Origin of the sequence: Ramlibacter sp. (genome assembly GCF_035655895.1) — a bacterium.
Lineage (GTDB): Bacteria > Pseudomonadota > Gammaproteobacteria > Burkholderiales > Burkholderiaceae_C > Ramlibacter.
In genome coordinates, this window is the sequence record NZ_DASRTN010000013.1 from 506,688 (window position 1) to 527,912 (window position 21,225).

The 21,225-nt window shown below is 71.0% G+C and carries 21 protein-coding genes; 13 read left to right on the forward strand and 8 right to left on the reverse strand.

Features of this window, described 5'->3' with window-relative positions:
- Positions 1-95: 95 nt before the first annotated feature.
- The 3 genes from VFE82_RS16865 to dcd are packed head-to-tail and all read left to right on the forward strand — an operon-like array spanning position 96 to position 3,074.
- On the forward strand, positions 96-1,166 hold the full coding sequence (locus VFE82_RS16865; protein WP_325001471.1) for a BMP family ABC transporter substrate-binding protein: 1,071 nt from the start codon (positions 96-98) through the stop codon (positions 1,164-1,166).
- Between the two features lie 25 nt (positions 1,167-1,191).
- Complete coding sequence (gene guaD, locus VFE82_RS16870) at positions 1,192-2,511, forward strand: guanine deaminase (protein ID WP_325001472.1); 1,320 nt, start codon at positions 1,192-1,194, stop codon at positions 2,509-2,511.
- Positions 2,508-3,074, forward strand: coding sequence for a dCTP deaminase (dcd, locus tag VFE82_RS16875; protein ID WP_325001473.1), 567 nt, complete (start codon positions 2,508-2,510; stop codon positions 3,072-3,074). The genes guaD and dcd overlap by 4 nt, the downstream gene beginning before the upstream one ends.
- Positions 3,075-3,090: 16 nt before the next feature.
- Here the strand turns inward: dcd and VFE82_RS16880 are convergent, their stop codons facing one another.
- Both VFE82_RS16880 and VFE82_RS16885 read right to left on the reverse strand, forming a co-directional pair.
- Positions 3,091-3,879 carry a substrate-binding domain-containing protein gene (locus VFE82_RS16880; RefSeq protein WP_325001475.1) on the reverse strand — a complete coding sequence of 263 codons (789 nt, stop codon included), beginning with the start codon at positions 3,877-3,879 and terminating at the stop codon, positions 3,091-3,093.
- 151 nt (positions 3,880-4,030) lie between these two features.
- A complete protein-coding gene (locus VFE82_RS16885) occupies positions 4,031-4,936 on the reverse strand; it encodes a delta(1)-pyrroline-2-carboxylate reductase family protein (protein WP_325001476.1) in 906 nt (301 codons plus the stop codon).
- Positions 4,937-5,043: 107 nt separating this feature from the next.
- On the opposite strand from VFE82_RS16885, the gene VFE82_RS16890 reads away from it, so the two are divergent.
- Positions 5,044-5,352: a hypothetical protein gene (locus VFE82_RS16890; RefSeq protein ID WP_325001477.1), complete on the forward strand. Its 309-nt coding sequence runs from the start codon at positions 5,044-5,046 to the stop codon at positions 5,350-5,352.
- 145 nt (positions 5,353-5,497) lie between these two features.
- Complete coding sequence (locus VFE82_RS16895; RefSeq protein ID WP_325001478.1) at positions 5,498-5,818, forward strand: hypothetical protein; 321 nt, start codon at positions 5,498-5,500, stop codon at positions 5,816-5,818.
- Here the strand turns inward: VFE82_RS16895 and recJ are convergent.
- Positions 5,815-7,524: a single-stranded-DNA-specific exonuclease RecJ gene (recJ, locus tag VFE82_RS16900; protein WP_325001479.1), complete on the reverse strand. Its 1,710-nt coding sequence runs from the start codon at positions 7,522-7,524 to the stop codon at positions 5,815-5,817. The two genes, VFE82_RS16895 and recJ, sit on opposite strands and share 4 nt — an antisense overlap.
- Positions 7,521-8,474 carry a phosphoglycerate mutase gene (locus VFE82_RS16905; protein ID WP_325001480.1) on the reverse strand — a complete coding sequence of 318 codons (954 nt, stop codon included), beginning with the start codon at positions 8,472-8,474 and terminating at the stop codon, positions 7,521-7,523. The genes recJ and VFE82_RS16905 overlap by 4 nt, the downstream gene beginning before the upstream one ends.
- A gap of 51 nt (positions 8,475-8,525) precedes the next feature.
- Between VFE82_RS16905 and VFE82_RS16910 the strand changes: the two genes are divergently transcribed.
- Together VFE82_RS16910 and lolD are read left to right on the forward strand one after the other, a co-directional pair.
- The gene (locus VFE82_RS16910; protein WP_325001481.1) at positions 8,526-9,782 is read left to right on the forward strand and encodes a lipoprotein-releasing ABC transporter permease subunit; all 1,257 of its coding nucleotides are present in this window, start codon (positions 8,526-8,528) and stop codon (positions 9,780-9,782) included.
- A complete protein-coding gene (gene lolD / locus VFE82_RS16915) occupies positions 9,775-10,461 on the forward strand; it encodes a lipoprotein-releasing ABC transporter ATP-binding protein LolD (RefSeq protein WP_325001482.1) in 687 nt (228 codons plus the stop codon). Before VFE82_RS16910 ends, lolD begins: the two co-directional genes overlap by 8 nt.
- Before the next feature lie 12 nt (positions 10,462-10,473).
- Here lolD and VFE82_RS16920 read toward each other — a convergent pair whose 3' ends face one another.
- From VFE82_RS16920 to VFE82_RS16935, 4 genes are read right to left on the reverse strand one after another with little or no spacing between them, the layout of a single operon-like run.
- Positions 10,474-11,514, reverse strand: a complete 1,041-nt coding sequence (locus VFE82_RS16920; protein ID WP_325001483.1) for a VWA domain-containing protein — start codon at positions 11,512-11,514, stop codon at positions 10,474-10,476.
- 13 nt (positions 11,515-11,527) lie between these two features.
- The gene (locus VFE82_RS16925) at positions 11,528-12,517 is read right to left on the reverse strand and encodes a DUF58 domain-containing protein (protein ID WP_325001484.1); all 990 of its coding nucleotides are present in this window, start codon (positions 12,515-12,517) and stop codon (positions 11,528-11,530) included.
- On the reverse strand, positions 12,498-13,505 hold the full coding sequence (locus VFE82_RS16930; RefSeq protein WP_325001485.1) for a MoxR family ATPase: 1,008 nt from the start codon (positions 13,503-13,505) through the stop codon (positions 12,498-12,500). The genes VFE82_RS16925 and VFE82_RS16930 overlap by 20 nt, the downstream gene beginning before the upstream one ends.
- Before the next feature lie 33 nt (positions 13,506-13,538).
- Positions 13,539-14,531 carry a S1C family serine protease gene (locus VFE82_RS16935; protein WP_325001486.1) on the reverse strand — a complete coding sequence of 331 codons (993 nt, stop codon included), beginning with the start codon at positions 14,529-14,531 and terminating at the stop codon, positions 13,539-13,541.
- Between the two features lie 102 nt (positions 14,532-14,633).
- Here VFE82_RS16935 and VFE82_RS16940 point away from each other — a divergent pair, with 102 nt between their 5' ends.
- The 6 genes from VFE82_RS16940 to VFE82_RS16965 all read left to right on the forward strand — a co-directional run.
- On the forward strand, positions 14,634-15,461 hold the full coding sequence (locus VFE82_RS16940; RefSeq protein ID WP_325001512.1) for a TatD family hydrolase: 828 nt from the start codon (positions 14,634-14,636) through the stop codon (positions 15,459-15,461).
- Positions 15,462-15,556: 95 nt separating this feature from the next.
- Positions 15,557-16,849, forward strand: coding sequence for a serine hydrolase domain-containing protein (locus tag VFE82_RS16945; RefSeq protein WP_325001487.1), 1,293 nt, complete (start codon positions 15,557-15,559; stop codon positions 16,847-16,849).
- 69 nt (positions 16,850-16,918) lie between these two features.
- The gene (locus VFE82_RS16950) at positions 16,919-17,671 is read left to right on the forward strand and encodes a spermidine synthase (RefSeq protein ID WP_325001488.1); all 753 of its coding nucleotides are present in this window, start codon (positions 16,919-16,921) and stop codon (positions 17,669-17,671) included.
- Between the two features lie 7 nt (positions 17,672-17,678).
- Positions 17,679-19,472 (forward strand): GspE/PulE family protein, encoded by a 1,794-nt coding sequence (locus VFE82_RS16955; protein WP_325001489.1) that lies wholly within the window; start codon positions 17,679-17,681, stop codon positions 19,470-19,472.
- 170 nt (positions 19,473-19,642) lie between these two features.
- Positions 19,643-20,131 carry a tripartite tricarboxylate transporter TctB family protein gene (locus tag VFE82_RS16960; RefSeq protein ID WP_325001490.1) on the forward strand — a complete coding sequence of 163 codons (489 nt, stop codon included), beginning with the start codon at positions 19,643-19,645 and terminating at the stop codon, positions 20,129-20,131.
- 13 nt (positions 20,132-20,144) lie between these two features.
- The coding region (locus tag VFE82_RS16965) for a tripartite tricarboxylate transporter permease (RefSeq protein ID WP_325001491.1) at positions 20,145-21,225 on the forward strand (1,081 nt) is incomplete at its 3' end.

Here is a 21,225-nt window from a genome sequence, read left to right on the forward strand (position 1 = left end):
TAAGATCGGCGGGCCGCTGCCATCTGCAGCGGTTTTTTTGCGGCCGGCACGGCCGCGTCCCGCCCCGCTCGCGGGGCCCATGTCCGAGGAACACCATGGTCAAAAACCTCGCCGCCGCACTCGCGGCCGCCTGCCTGCTCGTCCCCGCCGCCGCCCAGACGCCCACGCCGCTGAAGGTCGGTTTCCTGTACGTCACGCCGCTCACCGAGGCGGGCTGGGTGCGCCAGCACGAGGCGGGCCGGCAGGCCCTGCAGGCCGCGCTGGACGGGCAGGTCGACACCCGCTATGTGGAGAACGTGCCCGAGGGGCCGGACGCCGAGCGGGTGCTGCGCGACCTGGTCCGGCAGGGACACCGCCTGATCTTCACGCCCAGCTTCGGCTACATGGAGCCGACACTGAAGGTCGCGCGCGACTTCCCCGAGGTGAAGTTCGAGTCGATCACCGGCTACAGGACGGCACCCAACGTCTCCGTCGCGAACGCCCGCTACTACGAGGGGCGCTACCTCGCTGGCATCGCCGCGGGCCGGATGACCAGGACGCACGTGGCCGGCTACGTGGCCGGATTCCCCATTCCCGAAGTGCTGCAGGGGCTCAACGCGTTCACGCTGGGCATGCGCTCGGTCGATCCGCAGGCGCAGGTGCGCGTGGTCTGGCTCAACGCCTGGTTCGATCCGCCGCGCGAGCGCGAGGCCGCCATGACGCTCATGAACCAGCAGGCCGACGTGCTGGCCTTCCACACCGGCTCGGCGGCCGTCATGACCGCGGCGCAGGAGCGCCATCGCCTGGCGGTGGCCTACCACTCGGACATGCGCTTCACCGCCCCCGACGCCCAGCTGCTGGCCGTGACGCACCATTGGGGCGACTACTACACCCGGCGCGCCAGGGAGGTCCTCGCGGGCACGTGGACCAGCGGCAGTCTCTGGGGCGGGGTGCGCGAAGGCATGGTCCGCGTCGAACATTTCGGGCCGAAGGTGCCCAGGGCGGTGCAGGAGGAGGTGCTCGCGCGGCAGCGGGACATCGGCGCCGGCCGCCTGCGGCCCTTCGCAGGCCCGATCGCGGACAACCAGGGGCGCACTGTCGTTCCGGCCGGATCGGCGCTGACGGACGAGCAGATCCTGTCGATGAACTTCCTGGTCGCGGGCGTCCAGGGCAAACCGGGACAATGACAGGACCGAGTCCCCTGGAACTCCGATGAAAGCCTACCGCGCCGCACTGCTTCGATTCGCCGACGACGGCTCCGCCCTGTACGACGAGGATGGCCTGCTCCTCGTCGGGCCCGCACCGGGTGGCGTGCCGGTGGTGCGGGCCGCGGGTTCGTGGCAGGCGCTCGCGCCCAACTATCCCGGCGTGCCGGTCGAACACCTGCCGGGTCGCATCCTCGCGCCCGGCTTCATCGATCTGCACGTGCACTTCCCGCAGACCGACGTGATCGGCTCGCCCGCCGAGGGCCTGCTGCCCTGGCTGGAGAACTACACGTTCCCGCATGAAGCCCGCTTCGCCGATCCGGAGTACGCGGGCGCGGTCGCGACCGTCTTCCTCGACGAGCTGCTGCGGCACGGCGTGACCACGCCACTGACCTTCGCCACCTCGCACCCGGCGTCGGTGGACGCGCTGATGGCGCAGGCGCAGGCGCGCGGCATGCGGTTGATTGCCGGCAAGGTGCTGCAGGACCGGCACTCGCCCGACGGCGTGCGCGACCAGACCGAGCAGTCGCTGGCCGACAGCGAGGCGTTGATCCGCCGCTGGCACGGCAACGGCCGGCTCGGGTATGCGATCACGCCGCGCTTCGCACCCAGCTGCAGCCAGGCGCAGCTGCATGGAGCGGGCGAACTGGCGGCACGGTACCCCGACGTCTGGATCCAGTCGCACGTGGCGGAGAACAAGGACGAGATCAGGTGGGCGCGCGAGCTGTTCCCGGATGCGCGCAGCTACCTGGCCGTGTACGACGGCTACGGCCTGATGCGCGAGCGCTCGATCTACGCGCACTGCATCCACTTCGACGACGACGACCGCCGGCTGATGCGCAGCACGGGGGCCTCCGCCGCCGTCAGCCCCACCAGCAACCTGTTCCTGGGCAGCGGCTTCTTCGACTACGAGGGCGCGCGGCGCATCGGGTTCCGCCACGGGCTGGCCAGCGACGTCGGTGGCGGCACCAGCTTCAGCCCGTTCCACACGATGCTCGCCGCGTACTACGTCGGCCGCGAAGGGCAGACCAAGCCGGGCGTGAGCCTGTCCCCGCAGGACCTGTGGTGGCAGCACACGGCCGGCGCCGCGCAGGCGCTGGGACTGGAAGGCGTGGTGGGCAACCTGCGGCCGGGCTGCGAAGCCGACTTCCTGGTGCTCGATCCGCACGCCACGCCGCTGCTCTCGCGCAAGGCCACGCACGCGCGCGACCTCGACGAACTGCTGTTCTCGCTGATCGTGCTCGGCGACGACCGGGTGGTCGAGCGCGTGCACCTCGCGCGCGAGGCGGCCCCACCTACAATCGCGCCCCAGGAGCGAGCGACATGACGATCAAGAGCGACAAGTGGATCCGCCGCATGGCCGAGCAGCACGGGCTGATCGAGCCGTTCGAGCCGGGCCAGATCCGGCAGGTCAATGGCCAGCGCGTGATCAGCTACGGCACCTCCAGCTACGGCTACGACATCCGCTGCGCCCCCGAGTTCAAGGTGTTCACCAACATCCACAGCACGGTGGTGGACCCCAAGAACTTCGACGAGAAGAGCTTCGTCGACTTCCACGACGACGTCTGCATCATCCCGCCCAACAGCTTCGCCCTCGCTCGCACGCTGGAGTACTTCCGCATCCCGCGCAACGTGCTGACCATCTGCCTGGGCAAGAGCACGTACGCGCGCTGCGGCATCATCGTCAACGTCACGCCGTTCGAGCCCGAATGGGAAGGCTACGTGACGCTGGAGTTCTCGAACACCACGCCGCTGCCCGCCAAGATCTACGCCGGCGAAGGCTGCGCGCAGGTGCTGTTCTTCGAGAGCGACGAGGTCTGCGAGACCAGCTACAAGGACCGTGGCGGCAAGTACCAGGGACAGCGCGGCGTGACCCTGCCCAAGGCCTGAGCGGAGCCCTGGCGCCTCACTCCGGCAGGAAGCCGGTGGCCCGGAAGGCCTGCTGCGCGGCCGGACCCGCGAAGTAGCGCAGCAGCTCGCGCGCGGCCGCGCGATCGCTGGCCGCGGCCGCGGCATAGCGGGTGGTCAGGGCATACGGAGGCGGCAGCGGTCCCACCAGGCGGATGCCCTCGTGCTGCAGGATCTCGCTCGACTGGCTGACGCCCATGGCGAACTTCCCTTCCGACACCGCGCGGATCACATCGACACCGAAGGGCAGCACGGTGAGCCGCCCCTGCAGCGCCCCGCGCAGCGCCAGCTGGTCGAGCACGCGCGCGAAGTGCGTGCCCGCGGTGGCGCCGCGCGCCGGGTCGGCGTAGGCGATCGAGGGCGTGGTGCGCAGTGCCTCGTCCAGGGCCTGCGGTGTCGAGATGTCCGGCGCCGCCGCGCTGGCCGGGACGGCCAGCGCCACGGCCACCAAGCCGATGTCGACCGTCGGGCCCGGGGCAAGCCGCTCGCCGCGGCGAAGGTCGGCCAGCGCCGCGGCGCTCAGCACCACGACATCGGCCGCCGTGCCGGTGGGCGCTGCAAGCACGCGATCGCGTTGCGCGCCGACCGTGTCGAACGTCGCCCGCAACTGGTGGCCCGTCTCCCGTTCGAAGGCCGGTGCGAGACGCTCGATCGCCATCTTCGCCGCGCCGGCCGCCAGCACGCGCACCTCGTCGGCCCAGGCGGACGGGAGAAGGCACAGGGCCGCGAAGAACATCCCGGCGCGCAGCCTGCGCAGCCTGCGCAGGGTGGGAGAGCGGGTGGGCATGGGCCGATGGTCGCACGCGGGCCCTGGTGCGGCACGCTGGTGAACCCGGACCCGCGTGGCACCGCCCGGAAGGCGGACGGGGACTGGCGGGGGAAGGCACCACGGGCACACCGGCAGCAGGCCCAGGAGGCCGTCGCCGCCGCGTCGCTGCTCAGCGTCCCAGCGCGCAGCGCGCCGCGGCCAGGTCCCAGCCGGCCCAGCCGCAACTCTTGAAGAGAACGGGTCCGCCGGCGGGCGCCGCGCGGCCGAGCACCACATCGGCCAGGCTCGGGAATGCGCCCACTTCCAGCCCGGCCTGGAGCAGGTCGCCCGCCTCGTGCCGGGCATCGGGGGTGTCCACGACGATGCCGCCGTGCGCCGCCACGTGGCGGCACAGCCGAGGCGACAGCTCCACCATCCTCGGGGTGAAGGCGCCGACGGCGGCGACGAAGGCATCGTGCCGAGGCGCGCCGTCCAGCACGACCCCGCTGGCCGGCGTGCAGGTGACCACCAGCGGGCAATCGGCCAGGGCGGCCGCGGGATCGTCGACGACGCTGGCCCGCAACCCCAGCGACAGCGCCAGGTCCACCAGCGCCTGCGCGCTGGCTCGGCTGCGCGAGGCCACCCGCACCTCGCGCAGCGGCAGGCCGGCTGCAAACGCTTCGAGGTGGGCGCGGCCCTGCGTCCCCGCACCCACGATCAGCAGCGGCCCGCCGGGGCAGGGCGCGAGACGCTGTGCCGCCAGCAGGGACACCGCGGCGGTCCGCCGGGCCGTGACCGTCGGGCCGTCGAGCACCAGCAGGCGCTCGCCCGTGCCCACGTCGAAGACGACCACATCGCCCTGGATGGCCGGCCGGCCGGTCCCCGCGTTGGCGGGCGTGTACGTGATCAGCTTGGTGATGGCGACCCGACCGTCCAGGGCGGGCATGACGAACAGGGTGCCGCCGCCGGGCAGCGCCTGGACCAGCCGCTGCGGAACCTCGACGGTGGGATCGCGCAGCAGGTCCTCGATGGCGCGGGCGAGCGCCGCGGGCGCCAGCCGCGCGGCAGTGGTGACGGGGTCGAGCAGTGCGTTCATGGTGCGACGGTCCGCGCCGATTTTGTCCTACAGGAGCTTGCGGGCGCTGCGCCGCCCGGCCGTTTCTGCGGCTGCCTAGCATGGGCCGCATTCGAAGGAGCGACGTCATGCTGTCCCGATTGCTCGACCCCGCCAGCGGCCTGCCGCGCGATCGCGTGTTCTGGCTGGTCCTTGCGGCCGTCGCCTGCAGCCAGCTGCTGGCGTTCTACCTCCTGTGCAGCCACCAGGTCCGCCGCGCCGAGGCCCGCCGCGCGGCCGTGCAGGTGCAGCAACTGGCGGCGCGGGACTGCCTGCAATACCTGGCGAATTCGACCATCGGCAGCTGTGCACCGAGCGGCTTCGCGGCCGCGCAGGCGCGGCCCGCCCCGGCGCAGGCCGGCCATGGCGCCACCCCAGTCAGCCTTGCGTGGCAATGACGGCGGGCGGCCGGCCGACCTCGGCATCGGCGGGCACCGCCCAGGCGTTGAGCTTGCGTCCGACAGCCGCCGACCGTCGCGGCCGACGCGCCTTGTTGCACTGCAAAACCTATCCTGCAGCAGACAGAACGAACAGGGAGCAGCCATGACCCATGTCCCCCTCGCGGATGCCGCGGCCGAGACGGATCCGCAGGAGCCGACCTCGCTGGATGCATCCGACGAGTTCGAGCTGCCCACCGCCAACCGTTACTGCCCGACGCAACTGCTCGGCAGCTTCACGCTCCTGATGGCGGGCCATGGCCGGTGCGTCAGCTCCGCGATGATGCTGGGCGACCGCGAATACGCCATGTGGCAGCTAGCGCGCGCGCAGACACTTCCCGACGAGGCGCTGCATGTCGTGGCCCAGCGCCTGTTCGCCTACTTCGACGATCCCCGCGTGCGCGCCGCGCACCGCACCTCGGTCTAGCCCTCGACGCCCTCGATCAGGAAGCGCACGCGCCGCACGCCCTGCCACTCGTCGGCATCGAGGCGGTAGGCGAGCCGCGCCCGCGGCGGCAGCGGTTCGGTCCGGCCGAACCAGATGCCGTCGACCGGCTGGCCCTGGTGGCGCAGCTTGAGCGCCAGGTGCCGCTCGCCCACCAGCCGCTGCGAGAGCACCTCCAGCTCCTCGCTGAACACCGGCGGCGCGAACCCCTGTCCCCACACCTGCTCGTGCAGCGTGTCCACCAGCTCGGGGCGCCGGTACTCCGGCGCCAGCGGGCCATCGGTGTGCAGCCGGCGCATCAGGGTGGCCGCGTCGAGCCACTCCTGCGCCACCTGGCTGAGCGCCTGCTCGAACGTGTCGAGCTGGTCCTCGGGGATGGTGCAGCCGGCGGCCATCGCGTGGCCGCCGAAGCGCAGCAGCACGCCGGGATGGCGCTTGGCCACCAGGTCCAGCGCGTCGCGCAAGTGGAAGCCGGGGATGGAGCGCCCGGAGCCCTTGAGTTCGTGCTCCTTGCCCGGCGCCTGGCTGGCGGCGAAGACGAAGGTCGGCCGATGGAACCGGTCCTTCAGCCGCGAGGCCACGATGCCGACCACGCCCTCGTGGAAGTCGGGATCGAACACGCACAGCGCCGGCGGCGGCTCCTCGCCTTCCTCGAACAACGTCTCCGCGAGTTCCAGGGCCTGGTCGCGCATCTCGCCCTCGATGCCCTTGCGCTCCCGGTTGATGGCGTCGAGCGCCGCGGCGAGCTCGGCAGCCCGCGCCTCGTCGTCGGTGAGCAGGCATTCGATGCCCAGGCGCATGTCGGCCAGCCGCCCGGCGGCATTGATGCGGGGGCCGAGCGCGAAGCCGAAGTCGAAGGTGGTGGCCGCCCGGGCCTGGCGGCCGGCCGCCGCGAACAGGCTGGCGACGCCGCAGGGCAGGGCGCCGGCCCGGATCCGCTTCAGGCCCTGGGCCACCAGGCGGCGGTTGTTCGCGTCGAGCTTGACCACGTCGGCCACAGTGCCCAGCGCCACCAGGGGCAGCAGCGCGTCGAGCTTGGGTTGCGACTGCAGGTCGAACCGGCCACGTGCGCGCAGTTCGGCGCGCAACGCCAGCAGCACGTAGAACATCACGCCCACCCCGGCGATGGACTTGCTCTCGAAGCCGCAGCCGGGCTGGTTGGGATTGACGATGACCGCCGCGTCCGGCAACTGCGGGCCGGGGAGGTGGTGGTCGGTCACCAGCACCTGCAGACCCAGTGCGTTGGCGGCCGCCACGCCTTCGACGCTGGCGATGCCGTTGTCGACGGTGATCAGCACGTCCGCCCCGGCCGACTTGACGCGCTGTGCGATCGGCGCGGTGAGCCCGTAGCCGTCGACCACCCGGTCGGGCACGAGGTAGTCGACGTGCCTGGCGCCAAGCATGCGCAGGCCGCGCACCGCCACCGCGCAGGCAGTGGCACCGTCGCAGTCGTAGTCGGCGACGACGCACAGTCGGCGGTCCTGCCCGATCGCGTCGGCCAGCAGCACCGCGGCCTGCGCCGCGCCCTTCAGGCCCGCAGGCGGCAGCAGCCGCGCGAGGCCGTCGTCCAGTTCCTCCTTGCCCGACACGCCACGTGCCGCGTACAGGCGGGCCAGCAGCGGGTGGATGCCGGCCTGCTCGAGCGCCCAGGCGGCGCGAGGGGGGATGTCCCGGGGAATGATCTTCATAGTTCGTTCAACCAGTCGATGGGCCGCCGGCGCGAGACCAGGCCGGCAAGCCGCTGGCGCCAGCCGGCCCCGGCGCTGCGCCAGGTCCGCGCCTGGCGCTCGCCGCACAGGGTCAGCGCCACGGGGCGTCCGGTCTCCAGCGCCTGCTGCAGCCGGGCCGCGTCGCGTGCATCGAGCTGCTGCCAGGCTGCGCCCCAGGCGCGCCAGTCCTGCAGCAGCGCTGCATCGCGCAGCGAGTGGGTGATCCGCAGGCCGGCCGGCGTGGCGGGCCTGTCGCCCTCCGCCAGCGCGCCGGTGCCGCTGGCCCAGAAGGAATTGACCGGCAGCAGGCCGCCGCGCGTGCGCTCCTCGTTCACTGGATGGGTGTAGAGCAGCATCTGCATCTCCTGCTGCAGCCGGCGCAGCGGACGTGCCGCGTCGCCACGCGGCATCCAAGGATCGATCACGCGGCCGACCACGCGATCGAGCGACGCCGTTGCAAGCCCCGCGAACAGGGGCCCGCGGGCCAGCCAGCGGGTGGGCGCGTCGTACGACAGCGTGATGCCGTCCTGCTCGAAGTACGGCTGCATGGCCGCCAGCAGCGCCTGCGACTCCTGCGCGTCCAGGTGCAGTTCCTGCGGATGCTGCATGAACACGTGGTCGGCGCCGACCCGCCAGTGGCATGGCGTGATCCACGACCACGCATCCTGCCCCGGGTCGCGGTCGCTCTGGGCCACCTGCCAGGCCGCCCACGGCAGCTGGCCGTCGCTGCCCCGGATGCCGCAGGCGCGGGCCAGGGCCCGCTCGTGCGGCATCGACAGCAAGCGGTCGTCGCCCGCGTCCGTTTCGCCGGGCGCCAGGCGGGCCAGCAGGCGTTCCAGGTGCGGCAGCGACAGGCGCTCCAGCACGCTGCGGCAGCCTTCGGCGCCCGAGGCGGCGAAGGGAATCAGCAAGTGGTCACCGTCCGACATGTCCGGGATTCTCGCGGATGCCACAATGCCGCCCAAACGACAATCCCCTCCATGCCACTCCCCTACGAGCTGGCGCTGGGCTGGCGCTACACCCGGGCAGGGCGCGCCACCCGCCGCAACGGCTTCATCTCCTTCATCTCCGGTGTCTCCATGCTCGGCATCGCCCTCGGAGTGGCGGCCCTGATCATCGTGCTGTCGGTGATGAACGGATTCCAGAAGGAGGTGCGCGACCGCATGCTGGGGGTCGTCTCGCACGTGGAGATCTACGGCCCCGGCGGCAGCGTGCTCCCCGACCTGGAGCGCACGCTGCGCGAGGCGCGGGCCCACCCGCAGGTGCTCGGGGCCGCCCCCTTCATCACGGCACAGGCCCTGCTGGCCCGGGGCGAGGACATGCGCGGTGCGATCGTGCGGGGCATCGACCCGGCCCGCGAGCCGGAGGTCACCGACCTCGGCAAGGGCCTGCAGGCCGACGTGCTCGGGCGACTCGTGCCGGGGCAGTTCGGCATCGTGCTGGGGTCCGAGCTGGCGCGCAGCCTGGGCGTGCGCGTCGGCGATCCGGTGACGCTGATCGCGCCGAGCGGGCAGGTCACGCCTGCGGGCATCGTGCCGCGCCTGAAGCAGATGACGGTGGCCGGCACGTTCGACTCGGGCCACTACGAATACGACAGCGGGCTGGCGCTGCTGCACCAGGACGATGCCGCCCGCATCTTCCGGCTCGAGGGACCGACCGGGGTGCGGCTCAAGCTGAAGGACCTGAACCAGGCACGCGAGGTCGCGGGCGAGCTCGCCGGCAGCCTCACCGGGCCGGTGGTGGTGCGCGACTGGACCCGCCAGAACCGCACCTGGTTCGCCGCCGTGCAGGTCGAGAAGCGCATGATGTTCATCATCCTCACGCTGATCGTGGCGGTGGCCGCGTTCAACCTGGTGAGCACGCTCGTGATGACCGTGACCGACAAGCGCGCCGACATCGCGATCCTGCGCACGCTGGGCGCCAGCCCGCGCAGCATCATGGGGATCTTCGTGGTGCAGGGGGCGGCCGTCGGCGTGATCGGCACCTTGGCCGGCCTGCTGCTCGGGCTCGCAGTGGCGTTCAACATCGACGTCATCGTGCCGGCGCTGGAACGGCTGTTCCAGGCCAGCTTCCTGCCGCGCGACATCTACCTCATCAGCCGGATGCCCAGCGACCCGCAGAGCGCGGACATCGTGCCGATCGCGGTGATCTCGCTGGTGCTGGCGTTCGTGGCCACGCTGTACCCGAGCTGGCGGGCCAGCCGCGTCAATCCGGCCGAGGCCCTGCGCTATGAATGACGCCGTCCACGGGCCGGTGCTGCACGCCCGCGGCCTGGCCAAGCGCTTCAGCGAAGGCGGCCTCGACGTGGAGGTGCTGCGCGGGGTCGATCTCGAGGTGCACGGCGGAGAGACGCTGGCGATCGTCGGCGCCTCCGGCTCGGGCAAGAGCACCCTGCTGCACCTGCTGGGCGGCCTGGACGCGCCGAGCCAGGGCGAGGTGCGCCTGGCCGGGCAACTGCTCGGATCGCTCGGCCCGACCGCGCAGGGCGCGCTGCGCAACCGTCACCTGGGCTTCGTCTACCAGTTCCACCACCTGCTGCCGGAGTTCAGCGCCCTGGACAACGTGGGCATGCCGCTGCGCATCCGGCGCGAGTCGGCCGAGGTGTGCGCGCAGCGTGCCACGGAGGCGCTGCAGGCGGTCGGGCTGGGACACCGGCTGGACCACCGCCCGGCGGAGCTGTCCGGCGGCGAGCGCCAGCGGGTCGCGATCGCGCGCGCCCTCGTCACGCACCCCGATTGCGTGCTGGCCGACGAGCCCACCGGCAACCTCGACCGGGGGACGGCCGATGCGGTGTTCGACCTGATGCTCCAGCTGGCACGCGACCGCGGCACGGCCTTCGTGCTGGTGACGCACGACGAGGCGCTGGCGGCGCGCTGCGGACGCCAGCTGCGGCTGGTGTCCGGGCGGCTGGCCTAGCGCCGCGCCGGCTCACAGGATCCGGTTGAACCAGAGCAGGGACAGCGCGCCCGACACCAGGGCCAGCGCCGCGGCGGCGAGCGCCAGCAGGCCGGAGATCTCGGTTTCCTTCTTCTCGACCGTGAGCTTGGAGCTCAGCGTGTCGTAGACCTTCTTCAGGTCCTGCGCCGTGCCGGCGTAGAAGTACTCGGCGCTGGTCTTGCTGGCGATGGCCTTGAGCGTCTCCTCGTCCAGCCGCACGCGCATGGACCAGCCTTCGAAGCCGATGGTCTCGCCGTCCACGGTGCCGATGCCCACGGTGTAGACCCGCACGCCGCGGTCGGCCGCCATCTTGGCCGCCTCCAGCGGGTCGACCCCGGTGGTGCGCTGGCCGTCGGTCAGCATGATGACGGCCGCCGAGGTGTAGGAGCCCGGTGCGACCGGCGTGAACTCCTTCTTCTCCTTCTTCTCGCCGTCGATGGCGAAGCCGCGCGGCTTCTCGCGGCCGCCCTGCAGCGCCGCCAGCTCGATGCCCTGGTCGGGGAACAGCGTGGCCAGCGAGATCACGATGGCATTGCCGGTGGCGGTGGCGCGCTGCAGCTGGAACCGGTCGATGGCAGTGACCAGGTCCTCGCGGTTGACCGTGGGCAGCTGGGCCACCTGGGCCGACCCGGCGAACGCGACGATGCCCACCTTGACGTGGCGCGGCAGCTCGGCCAGGAACGACTTGGCCGCGGCCTGCGCCGCCTCCAGGCGGCTGGGCTGCACGTCCGCGGCACGCATGCTGCCCGAGACGTCCATCGCCAGGATGATGGTCTGCTGTTGCGACGGCAGTGTCACCACCGCGGTCGGGCGGGCGCCGGCCACCAGCATGGCGACCAGCGCGAGGAGGAACAGCGCCGGCGGCACGTGGCGGCGCCAGCTCTGGCCCGGGCCCATGGCCTCCTTGACGATCGACAGCGAGGCATACCGCACGGCCATCTTCTTCTTGCGCCGCAGCAGCCACAGGTAGAGCAGGATCAGCAGCGGCGCCGCCAGCAGGAGCCAGAGGAACTCGGGCCAGAGGAAATTCATGGGATCTTCCTTCTCAGGCGGCCTGCCGCAGGTGCACGGGCATCCCGCCCGACGACAGCCGGGCGCGCCGCTTGCGGATCTCGGTGAAGCGGACCATGGCCTCGACCAGGTCGGCGTCGGTCGACAGCTCCAGCGCATCGACGCCGGCGCGCACCAGCGCTTCGCGAAGTTCGGCCTCGCGCTGGGCCGCGATGCGGGCAAAGCGCTTGCGGAACCCCGCATCGTGCGTGTCGACCAGGATCTGTTCGCCCGTTTCGGCATCGCGCAAGGTGAGCAGCCCGAGGTCGGGCAGCTGCAGCTCGAGCGGATCCAGCACGCGCACCGCCACCACCTCGTGACGCTGCCCCAGCAGCCCGAGCGAGCGTTCCCAGCCGGGCTCGCTGATGAAGTCGGAGACCACGAAGATGGTGGAGCGGCGCTTGATCACGCCGGCGGCGGAGTCGAGCAGTTCGCGCAGCCGCGTGGGCCCGGTCTCGCCACTGCCGTGCTGTGCCTGGATGCTGTGCAGGATGTGCAGCACGTGGCGCCGGTCGGCACGGCTGGGGATCATCATGTTGGTGCCGCCGCCGTGCAGCACCGCGCCCACGCGGTTGCCGTGGCGGGTCAGCATGCGCGCGAGCACCGCCACGAATTCGGCCGAGACATTGCGCTTGCGCAGCTCGCCCGAGCCGAAGTCGACCGACGGGCTCAGATCCAGCAGGAACCACGCGGCCATCTCCCGGTCTTCCGTGAAGACCCGCACGTGTGGCACGTTCTGCCGGGCGGTGACGTTCCAGTCGATGTGGCGCACGTCGTCGTGGTGCTGGTACTCGCGCAGGTCGGCCAGGTCGAGCCCGGCGCCGCGCATCAGCGTGCGGTAGTCGCCCTGCAGCAGGCCGTCGAGCCGGCGGATGACCGTCCACTCCAGGCGCTTGAGCACGTGCTCGGCCGCCGCCGCAGGCGCGGCGGGCCGCGAAGCCGGTGGCTCGGCCTTCGGTGTGGACCTACGCAGCCAGCTTTTCATGTTCGAGCAGCCGGGCTGGCGCCGGCACCTTGGCCATGATGCGTTGGACGACCGCGTCGGCGTTCAGCCCTTCGGACAGTGCCTCGTACGACAGCACCACGCGGTGGCGCAGCACGTCGGGCACCAGGTCGGACATGTCCTCGGGCAGCGCATAGGTGCGCCCGCGCAACATGGCCAGTGCCCGGGCGCCCTCGGTGAGGTTGATCGTGGCGCGCGGACTGGCGCCGTAGGTGATGAACTTGCGCAGGTCCTTCAGGTCGTGCCGGTCCGGGTTGCGCGTGGCCGACACCAGCCGCACCGCATACTGCACCAGCGACGGATCAACGTACACCCGCCGGCACTCGTGCTGCAGCGCCGCCAGCTGCTCGGTGGTGGCGACCGGGGTGACGTTCACGGCCGGGCCGGTGACGCGTTCGACGATGACGTACTCTTCCTCGTCGGTGGGGTAGTCGACCAGCACCTTCATCATGAAGCGGTCGACCTGGGCCTCGGGCAGCGGGTAGGTGCCCTCGGTCTCGATCGGGTTCTGCGTGGCCATCACCAGGAACGGCTCGGGCACGCGGTGGGTTTCGCCGGCGATGGTGACCTGGCGCTCCTGCATCACCTCGAGCAGTGCGCTCTGCACCTTGGCGGGGGCGCGGTTGATCTCGTCGGCCAGCAGCAGGTTGGTGAACACCGGCCCGAGGCTGGTGCTGAAGTCGCCGCTCTTCTGGTTGTAGATGCGGGTGCCGACCAGGTCGGAGGGCACCAGGTCGGGCGTGAACTGGATCCGCTTGAACCCGCCGCGCACGGTGCTGGCCAGCGTCTTGACCGTCAGCGTCTTGGCCAGGCCCGGGACGCCTTCCACCAGCAGGTGGCCCTGTGCCAGCATGGCCACCATGACCCGCTCCAGGAACCGGTCCTGCCCGACCACCACGCGCTTGACCTCGTAGAGGATCTGCTCCATGAGCTTGGCGGTGGCGCTGTCCTGGCGGGTGCTTTGATCCATCGGTGACCTCTCGTGCGGCGAAGGGGCAGGTTCTCAGAAGGGCGGCAGCCCGGCCGCGGAAGCGGCGTTCTCGATGGGCACGGCAAACCCGATGCCCAGGAAGGTGCGAGCCGGCGTGGGATTGAGGATGGCGGTGACGATGCCCACCACCTCGCCATCCATGGTGACGAGCGGGCCGCCGGAGTTGCCCGGATTGGCCGCCGCATCGAACTGGATGAGGTTGCTCATCTCCTGCTTGCCCTCGGGCGAGCGGAACGAGCGCTTCAGGCCCGACACGATGCCCCCGGAGGCTGAAGGACCGATGCCGAACGGATAGCCGACGGCCAAGACCTTGTCGCCGGGCAGCAGGTCGCCGGCCGAGCGCATCGTCGCGGCGATCATGTCGTCGGGGATCTTCTGCGCCTGCAGCACCGCCAGGTCGTTCTCGGGCTGCACGCCGGTGACGGTGGCGGTGGCCTCGAGGCCGTCGAAGAACGTGACCTTCACGGTGTCCGAGCCCGACACCACGTGCAGGTTGGTCAGGATGATGCCCTTGTCGACGATCACCACGCCGGTGCCGACGCCGGCCTCGATCTCATCGTCGTCGGCGGCATTGCCGTCCGCGCCCTGCGCGGGCCCGAGCGGCTTGGGCTTGGCGCCATGGCCGCGCAGCGCCTTGTCGTCCTTCACGCGACTCTTCTTCACGTAGCTGACGACGCGCACGACCGAGGGGCGGATGTTCTCGTAGGCCTTCGCGTACTCGGACGGCAGGTTCTGCGTCTCGAGCGTCTTGAGGACCGCGGCATTGATGTCCTGCTGCGTGATCCTGCGTTGCGAGGGCTTCAGGTTGAGCACGAGGCTGGTGGCCAGCAGGGCCGCCAGCACCGCGATGGCGGCCCACAGGAGCATCGGACTGGAGGCGGACAGCCGCGATCGGCGCGAGGGGGCGGGGGAGGTCGCGGCCGTCTCGGGCGCGGGCTGCGCGGCGGGAGTCTCCTGCTGCGCAGGGGCCGGACGGCTGGAGCTGTAGAGAGCTGGCCTGCGCATCGGAACACCTTCCTGGGACTGCGGTGGGACACCGCCGGATCGTCGACGCACGGTAGCACGGTTTGAAGCGGCCTGCACGGGTGTTGCGGCATGATGCAGGCCATGCCGGCGCTGGTCGACACCCACTGTCATCTCGATGCGCCCGAGTTTGCTCGCGACGCCATGGATGTGCGGCAACGGGCCCGCGCCGCGGGCGTGCGCCACTGCGTGATCCCAGCGGTCGAAGCCGCGAACTTCGACACGGTCCGCGCGCTCGCGCGCGCCACCGGCGACAGCCACGCGCTCGGGATCCATCCGCTGTTCACGCCGTCCGCGCGGGAGGACGACCTCGCATTGCTCGACAGGGCGCTTGCGCACCACGCCGGTGACCCGGACCTGGTGGCCGTCGGCGAGATCGGCCTGGACTTCTTCGTGCCCGGCCTCGATCCCGCGCGGCAGGAGCACTTCCTGCGCGAACAGCTGCTGCTGGCCAGGCGCCATCGGCTGCCGGTGATCCTGCACGTGCGCCGCTCGGCCGACCGGCTGCTCAAGCACCTGCGCGAGATTCCGGTCACCGGCATCGCCCATGCGTTCAACGGCAGCGAGCAGCAGGCCAGGCAGTTCATCGACCTCGGCTTCAAGCTGGGCTTCGGCGGTGCCGTGACATACGACCGCGCGCTCCAGTTGCGCCGGCTCGCCGCGGCGCTGCCCCTGTCGTCGCTGGTCCTGGAGACCGATGCGCCGGACATCCCGCCGCACTGGCTCTACCGGACAGCGGCGGAGCGGGCGGACGGCGGGGCGCAGGGGCGCAACGAACCCGGCGAGCTGCCCGCGATCGCCGAGGTGGTCGCGCGTCTGCGCGGCATGCCTGTGGACGAGCTTGCGCACGCCACCACGGCCAACGCGGTGGCTGCGCTGCCGCGCCTGCAGCCGCTGCTCGCGCAGCGCTGAAGCGGCTCCGGGAGAACCCGCATCTGCCGCCTGCGTGCTTGGCAAGCGCGGCGGGCGCGTGCGATAAGCGCGCCTTCAACACAAGGAGACATCGGATGACGATCACCACCCTCTCGCGGGCCTGGCGCGGCTGGCTCGCGGGCGCCACGCTCGCCTTCGCCGCCCATGCGGGCGCGAGCGCGCAGGCGCTGCCCACCGCCAGCCCGGAAGAGCTGGGCCTGTCCTCGGAACGGCTGGGCCGGGTGGGTGCCTGGCTGCAGGCCGAGGTGGATGCCAAGCGCATCCCCGGGGCGGTGATCATGGTGGTGCGCAACGGCCGGGTCGGCTACTACCAGGCGGTCGGGCGGCAGGACCCCGCGCGCCCCGACCCGATGAGCCGAGACAGCATCTTCCGCATCTATTCCATGACCAAGCCCCTGGTGTCGGTGGCGACGCTGATGCTGGCTGAGGAGGGCAAGCTGGTCCTGGAGGCGCCGGTCTCGCGCTACATCCCCAGCTTCGCCAACACCCGCGTGGGGGTGGAGAAGACCGATCCGGCCACCGGTGCCAAGTCGCTGGAGCTGGTGCCGCAGCGGCGGCCCATCACGGTCCAGGATCTGCTTCGCCACACCTCGGGCCTGACCTACGGCTTCTTCGGTGAATCGCTGGTGAAGAAGGCCTACCTCGACGCCGGGGTTGGCGCGGGGGACTTCACCACCGCCGAGTTCGCCGAGAAGCTGGCCACGCTGCCGCTGCACTACCAGCCGGGCAGCACCTGGGACTACAGCTACTCCACCGACGTGCTCGGACGCGTGCTCGAAGTCGTCACCGGCCAGAGCCTGTACTCGGTGCTGCGCGGCAAGCTGCTCGATCCGCTCGGCATGAAGGACACCAGCTTCTACGTCACGGAGCCGGCGCGCCAGGCGCGCATCGCCGAGCCCCTGCCCGAAGACCGCGTGATCGGTGCGGGCGCCACCGTCGGCAACCCGCGGATCCCGACGAAGTTCGAGTCCGGCGGCGGCGGCCTGGTGTCCACCGCGACCGACTACGCCCGCTTCCTGCAGATGATGCTCAACGGCGGCTCGCTGGACGGACGCCGCTACCTCAGTCCGACCACCGTGCGCTACATGACGTCGGACCACCTGGGCACCAGCGTGGCAACCACGCCGCTGTACCTGCCGGGCGCCGGCTACGGTTTCGGCCTCGGATTCGCGGTGCGCAAGGTCGACGGCGAGGCGCCCTACAACTCGCCGGCCGGCGAGTACAACTGGGGCGGCGCGGGCGGCACGTACTTCTGGGCGGACCCGCGGCACAACATGTTCGTGGTGTTCATGATGCAGTCGCCCAAGCAGCGCGTGCCCTATCGCTCGGTGCTGCGCAACATGGTCTACGCGGCCGTCGAGAAGTAGGCGGGCACCCGGGGCGGCGTGTGGCGCGCGCGTGAGGCTGGTGCGGAACGCGGCGGATAATCCGCGCCCGTGAAGACCCGCCCCGACCCACTGCCCGAGGTCAATTTCTCCGACCACGGCGACATCCGCTACCTGCACCTGGGCACCGAGTGGGTGCAGGGCTCGATGCGGCTGGACGAGCCGTTCGAGATCCACCTCGAATACGTCCAGCGCATGATGGCCTGGCTGCTGTTCGTGGAGCCGGCCTCGGTGGCCCGGCGCCACGCGATGCAGCTGGGCCTGGGCGCCGCGTCGCTGACCAAGTTCTGCCACCGCAAGCTGCGGATGAAGACGACGGCGATCGAGCTGAACCCGCAGGTGGTCGCCGCGTGCCGGCTGTGGTTCAAGCTGCCGCGCGACGATTCGCGGCTGTCGGTGGTGCTCGGCGATGCCGCGGAGGTCGCGGCGCACGAGCACTGGCGGGGCCAGGTCGATGCGCTGCAGGTCGACCTGTACGACCACGAGGCCGCCGCTCCCGTGCTGGACAGCGAGGCGTTCTATGCCGACTGCCGCCGCCTGCTCACCGAGGACGGCTGCATGACCGTCAACCTGTTCGGGCGCTCTTCCAGCTACGAACGCAGCCTGGCGAGGATCCGGGCCGCCTTCGGAGCAGAGGCCGTCTGGGCCTTCCGGCCGACCCGGGAGGGCAACACCGTGGTGCTCGCGCTGCGGACGCCGCAGATCCCGGTGCGTGGCGAACTTGCCGCACGCGCGGACGAAATCCGCGACCGCTGGGGCCTGCCGGCGCCGAAATGGTTGCGCGTCTTCCGCCGTGTGGAATGATCGCAGGATGAGCTCAGTCCGCCTCCAGCCCGCAGTCTCCCGCACCCCGTTCAGCGGCCCGGTCGACTGGCGCCGGCTGGTCGAGTGGCTGAGCGAGGATGCCGTCATCAGCCCCGAGGAGGCGCGCCGCACCATCGCGCGCTGCGCCCAAGCCGAGAGCATGCAGCACCCGCTGGTGCGGCTGGCGGCGGTGTCGATGACGCGCGCGTCCGACGGCAAGCCGCTGGACATCGAGACGCTCACCCAGTACCTGGCGCAGCGCGCCGGGCTCGAGTACCTGCGCATCGACCCCCTGAAGGTGGACGTCGGAAGGGTGTCCGAGACGATGAGCGCCGCCTACGCCGAGCGTCACCGCGTGCTGCCGGTGCAGGTCACCACCAGCGAGGTGGTCGTCGCGACGGCCGAGCCCTTCGTGACCGACTGGCTGGCCGAGGTGGAGCGCCAGGCGCGCCGGTCGGTTCGCCGCGTCGTCGCCAATCCGCAGGACATCCACCGGTACACCGCCGAATTCTTTGCGCTCGCCAAGTCGGTGCGCGCCGCCCAGAAGTCCGGCGGCAACGCCGGCGGCGGCAGCTTCGAGCAGCTCGTCGAACTGGGTCGCAGCACCAAGCAGCTGGATGCCAACGACCAGGGCGTGGTGCAGGTGGTCGACTGGCTCTGGACCTACGCGTTCGACCAGCGCGCCAGCGACATCCACCTGGAGCCCCGGCGCGAGCAGGGCGTGATCCGCTTCCGCATCGACGGCGTGCTGCACCCGGTCTACCAGATGCCGATGGGCGTGCTCAACGCGATGACCGCCCGCATCAAGCTGCTCGGGCGCATGGACGTGGTGGAGAAGCGCCGCCCGCAGGACGGGCGCATCAAGACGCGCAATCCGCGTGGCGACGAGGTCGAGATGCGGCTGTCGACGCTGCCCACCGCCTTCGGCGAGAAGATGGTGATGCGCATCTTCGACCCGGACACCGCGGTGAAGGACCTGGATGCGCTCGGCTTCTCCCAGCACGATGCCCAGCGCTGGGAGGCGCTGGTCAAGCGCCCGCACGGGATCATCCTGGTCACGGGGCCCACCGGCTCGGGCAAGACCACCACGCTGTATTCCACCCTCAAGCGCATCGCCACCGAGGAAGTGAACGTCAGCACGGTGGAGGACCCGATCGAGATGATCGAGCCGGCCTTCAACCAGACCCAGGTGCAGCCCCAGCTGGAGTTCGGCTTCGCCGAGGGCCTGCGCGCCCTGATGCGGCAGGACCCCGACATCATCATGGTGGGCGAGATCCGCGACCTGGAGACCGCCGAGATGGCCGTGCAGGCGGCCCTGACCGGCCATCTGGTGTTCTCCACCCTGCACACCAACGACGCGCCGTCGGCCGTGAGCCGGCTGATGGAGCTGGGCGTGCCGCCCTACCTGCTGAACGCGACAGTGCTGGGGGTGCTGGCCCAGCGGCTGGTGCGCACGCTGTGCCGCCAGTGCCGCGAGCCCGACGACGCGGCGTCGCGGGAGCCGGTCGAGGAGGTGATCCGGCCCTGGAAGCTCACCGGCAACTGGCGGCCGTACCGCCCGGTCGGCTGCGTCGACTGCCGCATGACCGGCTTCATGGGCCGGATGGGCCTGTACGAGCTGCTCACCGTGAGCGAGGCCTTCAAGGAACGGGTCACCCGCGACCCCTCGATGGAGTCGCTGCGGCGCCAGGGCATGGCCGACGGCATGCGGCCGCTCCGGCTGGCCGGGGCCCTGCGCGTGGCCGAAGGGGTCACCACGCTGGAGGAAGTGCTGTCGGCCACCCCGCCGCTCGACGGCTGAAGTTTCTCCTCACACCGCCGGGTTGCCGCACCCAGGATGGGCGCCCCCGGCGCTCGGCCGGTCCGCAGCCGACCGCCCGTCCGCCCGTGGCCCTATAGGTGAAATCCACATCGGCTGACCGGGGCCTGACCGCAACAATCCGAAGCTTCGGTCAATCCGAGGAGACAGTCATGAGAATCAAGAGCCAGAAAGACTTCCTGGCGGGCGTGATGTTCACGGTGGTCGGCGTCGGTTTCGCCTGGGGCGCCACCAACTACTCGATCGGGCAGGGCGCCCGCATGGGCCCCGGCTACTTCCCGCTGATGCTGGGCATCCTGCTGGCCATCCTGGGCCTGCTCGTGATGTTCAGCGGCCTGGTCGTCGAGACGGAAGACGGCGACAGGGTCGGCTCGATCGCCTGGAAGCAGCTGGGCTTCATCATCGGCGCCAACGTGCTGTTCGGCATCCTGCTGGCCGGCATTCCGCGCTTCAACATCCCGGCCATGGGCCTGATCGTCGCCATCTACGGGCTGACCTTCGTGGCGGCGCTGGCGGGCGACGAGTTCAAGGCCAAGGAAGTCGCGGTGCTGGCCACCGTGCTGGCCGTCCTGAGTTACGTGGCTTTCGTCTGGCTGCTCAAGCTGCAGTTCCCGGTGTGGCCTTCCTTCATCACCGGCTGACCCGGGGCACGTCATGGATCTGATCGCAAACCTGTCCCTCGGCTTCGGCGTGGCCTTCACGCCGATCAACCTGCTGTACGCGTTCGTTGGCTGCCTGCTGGGCACGCTGATCGGCGTGCTGCCCGGCGTGGGCCCCGTGGCCACCATCGCCATGCTGCTGCCGGCCACCTACGCGCTGCCGCCCGTGTCGGCGCTGATCATGCTGGCGGGCATCTACTACGGCGCCCAGTACGGTGGCTCCACCACCGCCATCCTGGTCAACCTGCCGGGCGAGTCATCCTCGGTGGTGACTGTGATCGACGGCTACCAGATGGCGCGCCAGGGCCGCGCGGGGCCAGCCCTCGCGGCGGCGGGCCTCGGCTCGTTCTTCGCCGGCTGCGTGGGCACGCTGATCCTGGCGGGCTTCGCGGCACCGCTGACCGAAGTCGCCTTCAAGTTCGGCCCGGCCGAGTACTTCTCGCTGATGGTGCTGGGCCTGATCGGCGCCGTGGTGCTGGCCTCCGGCTCGCTGATCAAGGCGGTCTCGATGATCGTGCTGGGCCTGCTGCTCGGCCTGATCGGCACCGACGTCAACTCGGGTGTCGCGCGCTACTCGTTCGACATCCCCGAGCTGACCGACGGCATCGGCTTCATCGTGATCGCCATGGGCGTGTTCGGCTACGGCGAGATCATCATGAATCTCTCCAAGCACGCCGACGAGCGCGAGGTGTTCACCTCCAAGGTGACCGGCCTGTTCCCGAACAAGGAAGACTTCCGCAACCTGATTCCGGCCGTGCTGCGCGGCACTGCGCTCGGCGCGGCGCTCGGCATCCTGCCGGGCGGTGGCGCGCTGCTGTCGGCCTTCGCGGCCTACACCATCGAGAAGAAGACCAAGCTGCGCCCGGGCGAAGTGCCGTTCGGCAAGGGCAATATCCGCGGCGTCGCGGCGCCCGAGTCGGCCAACAACGCCGGCTCCCAGACCTCGTTCATCCCGCTGCTGACGCTGGGCATCCCGCCCAACGCCGTGATGGCGCTGATGGTGGGCGCCATGACCATCCACAACATCCAGCCCGGGCCGCAGGTCATGACCAGCAACCCGCAGCTGTTCTGGGGCC

Coding starts and splice junctions, on each gene's coding strand:
- VFE82_RS16865 (WP_325001471.1), top strand. CDS start 96: ATGGTCAAAAACCTCGCCGCCGCACTCGCGGCCGCCTGCCTGCTCGTC.
- guaD (WP_325001472.1), top strand. CDS start 1,192: ATGAAAGCCTACCGCGCCGCACTGCTTCGATTCGCCGACGACGGCTCC.
- dcd (WP_325001473.1), top strand. CDS start 2,508: ATGACGATCAAGAGCGACAAGTGGATCCGCCGCATGGCCGAGCAGCAC.
- VFE82_RS16880 (WP_325001475.1), bottom strand. CDS start 3,879: ATGCCCACCCGCTCTCCCACCCTGCGCAGGCTGCGCAGGCTGCGCGCC.
- VFE82_RS16885 (WP_325001476.1), bottom strand. CDS start 4,936: ATGAACGCACTGCTCGACCCCGTCACCACTGCCGCGCGGCTGGCGCCC.
- VFE82_RS16890 (WP_325001477.1), top strand. CDS start 5,044: ATGCTGTCCCGATTGCTCGACCCCGCCAGCGGCCTGCCGCGCGATCGC.
- VFE82_RS16895 (WP_325001478.1), top strand. CDS start 5,498: ATGACCCATGTCCCCCTCGCGGATGCCGCGGCCGAGACGGATCCGCAG.
- recJ (WP_325001479.1), bottom strand. CDS start 7,524: ATGAAGATCATTCCCCGGGACATCCCCCCTCGCGCCGCCTGGGCGCTC.
- VFE82_RS16905 (WP_325001480.1), bottom strand. CDS start 8,474: ATGTCGGACGGTGACCACTTGCTGATTCCCTTCGCCGCCTCGGGCGCC.
- VFE82_RS16910 (WP_325001481.1), top strand. CDS start 8,526: ATGCCACTCCCCTACGAGCTGGCGCTGGGCTGGCGCTACACCCGGGCA.
- lolD (WP_325001482.1), top strand. CDS start 9,775: ATGAATGACGCCGTCCACGGGCCGGTGCTGCACGCCCGCGGCCTGGCC.
- VFE82_RS16920 (WP_325001483.1), bottom strand. CDS start 11,514: ATGAATTTCCTCTGGCCCGAGTTCCTCTGGCTCCTGCTGGCGGCGCCG.
- VFE82_RS16925 (WP_325001484.1), bottom strand. CDS start 12,517: ATGAAAAGCTGGCTGCGTAGGTCCACACCGAAGGCCGAGCCACCGGCT.
- VFE82_RS16930 (WP_325001485.1), bottom strand. CDS start 13,505: ATGGATCAAAGCACCCGCCAGGACAGCGCCACCGCCAAGCTCATGGAG.
- VFE82_RS16935 (WP_325001486.1), bottom strand. CDS start 14,531: ATGCGCAGGCCAGCTCTCTACAGCTCCAGCCGTCCGGCCCCTGCGCAG.
- VFE82_RS16940 (WP_325001512.1), top strand. CDS start 14,634: ATGCCGGCGCTGGTCGACACCCACTGTCATCTCGATGCGCCCGAGTTT.
- VFE82_RS16945 (WP_325001487.1), top strand. CDS start 15,557: ATGACGATCACCACCCTCTCGCGGGCCTGGCGCGGCTGGCTCGCGGGC.
- VFE82_RS16955 (WP_325001489.1), top strand. CDS start 17,679: ATGAGCTCAGTCCGCCTCCAGCCCGCAGTCTCCCGCACCCCGTTCAGC.
- VFE82_RS16960 (WP_325001490.1), top strand. CDS start 19,643: ATGAGAATCAAGAGCCAGAAAGACTTCCTGGCGGGCGTGATGTTCACG.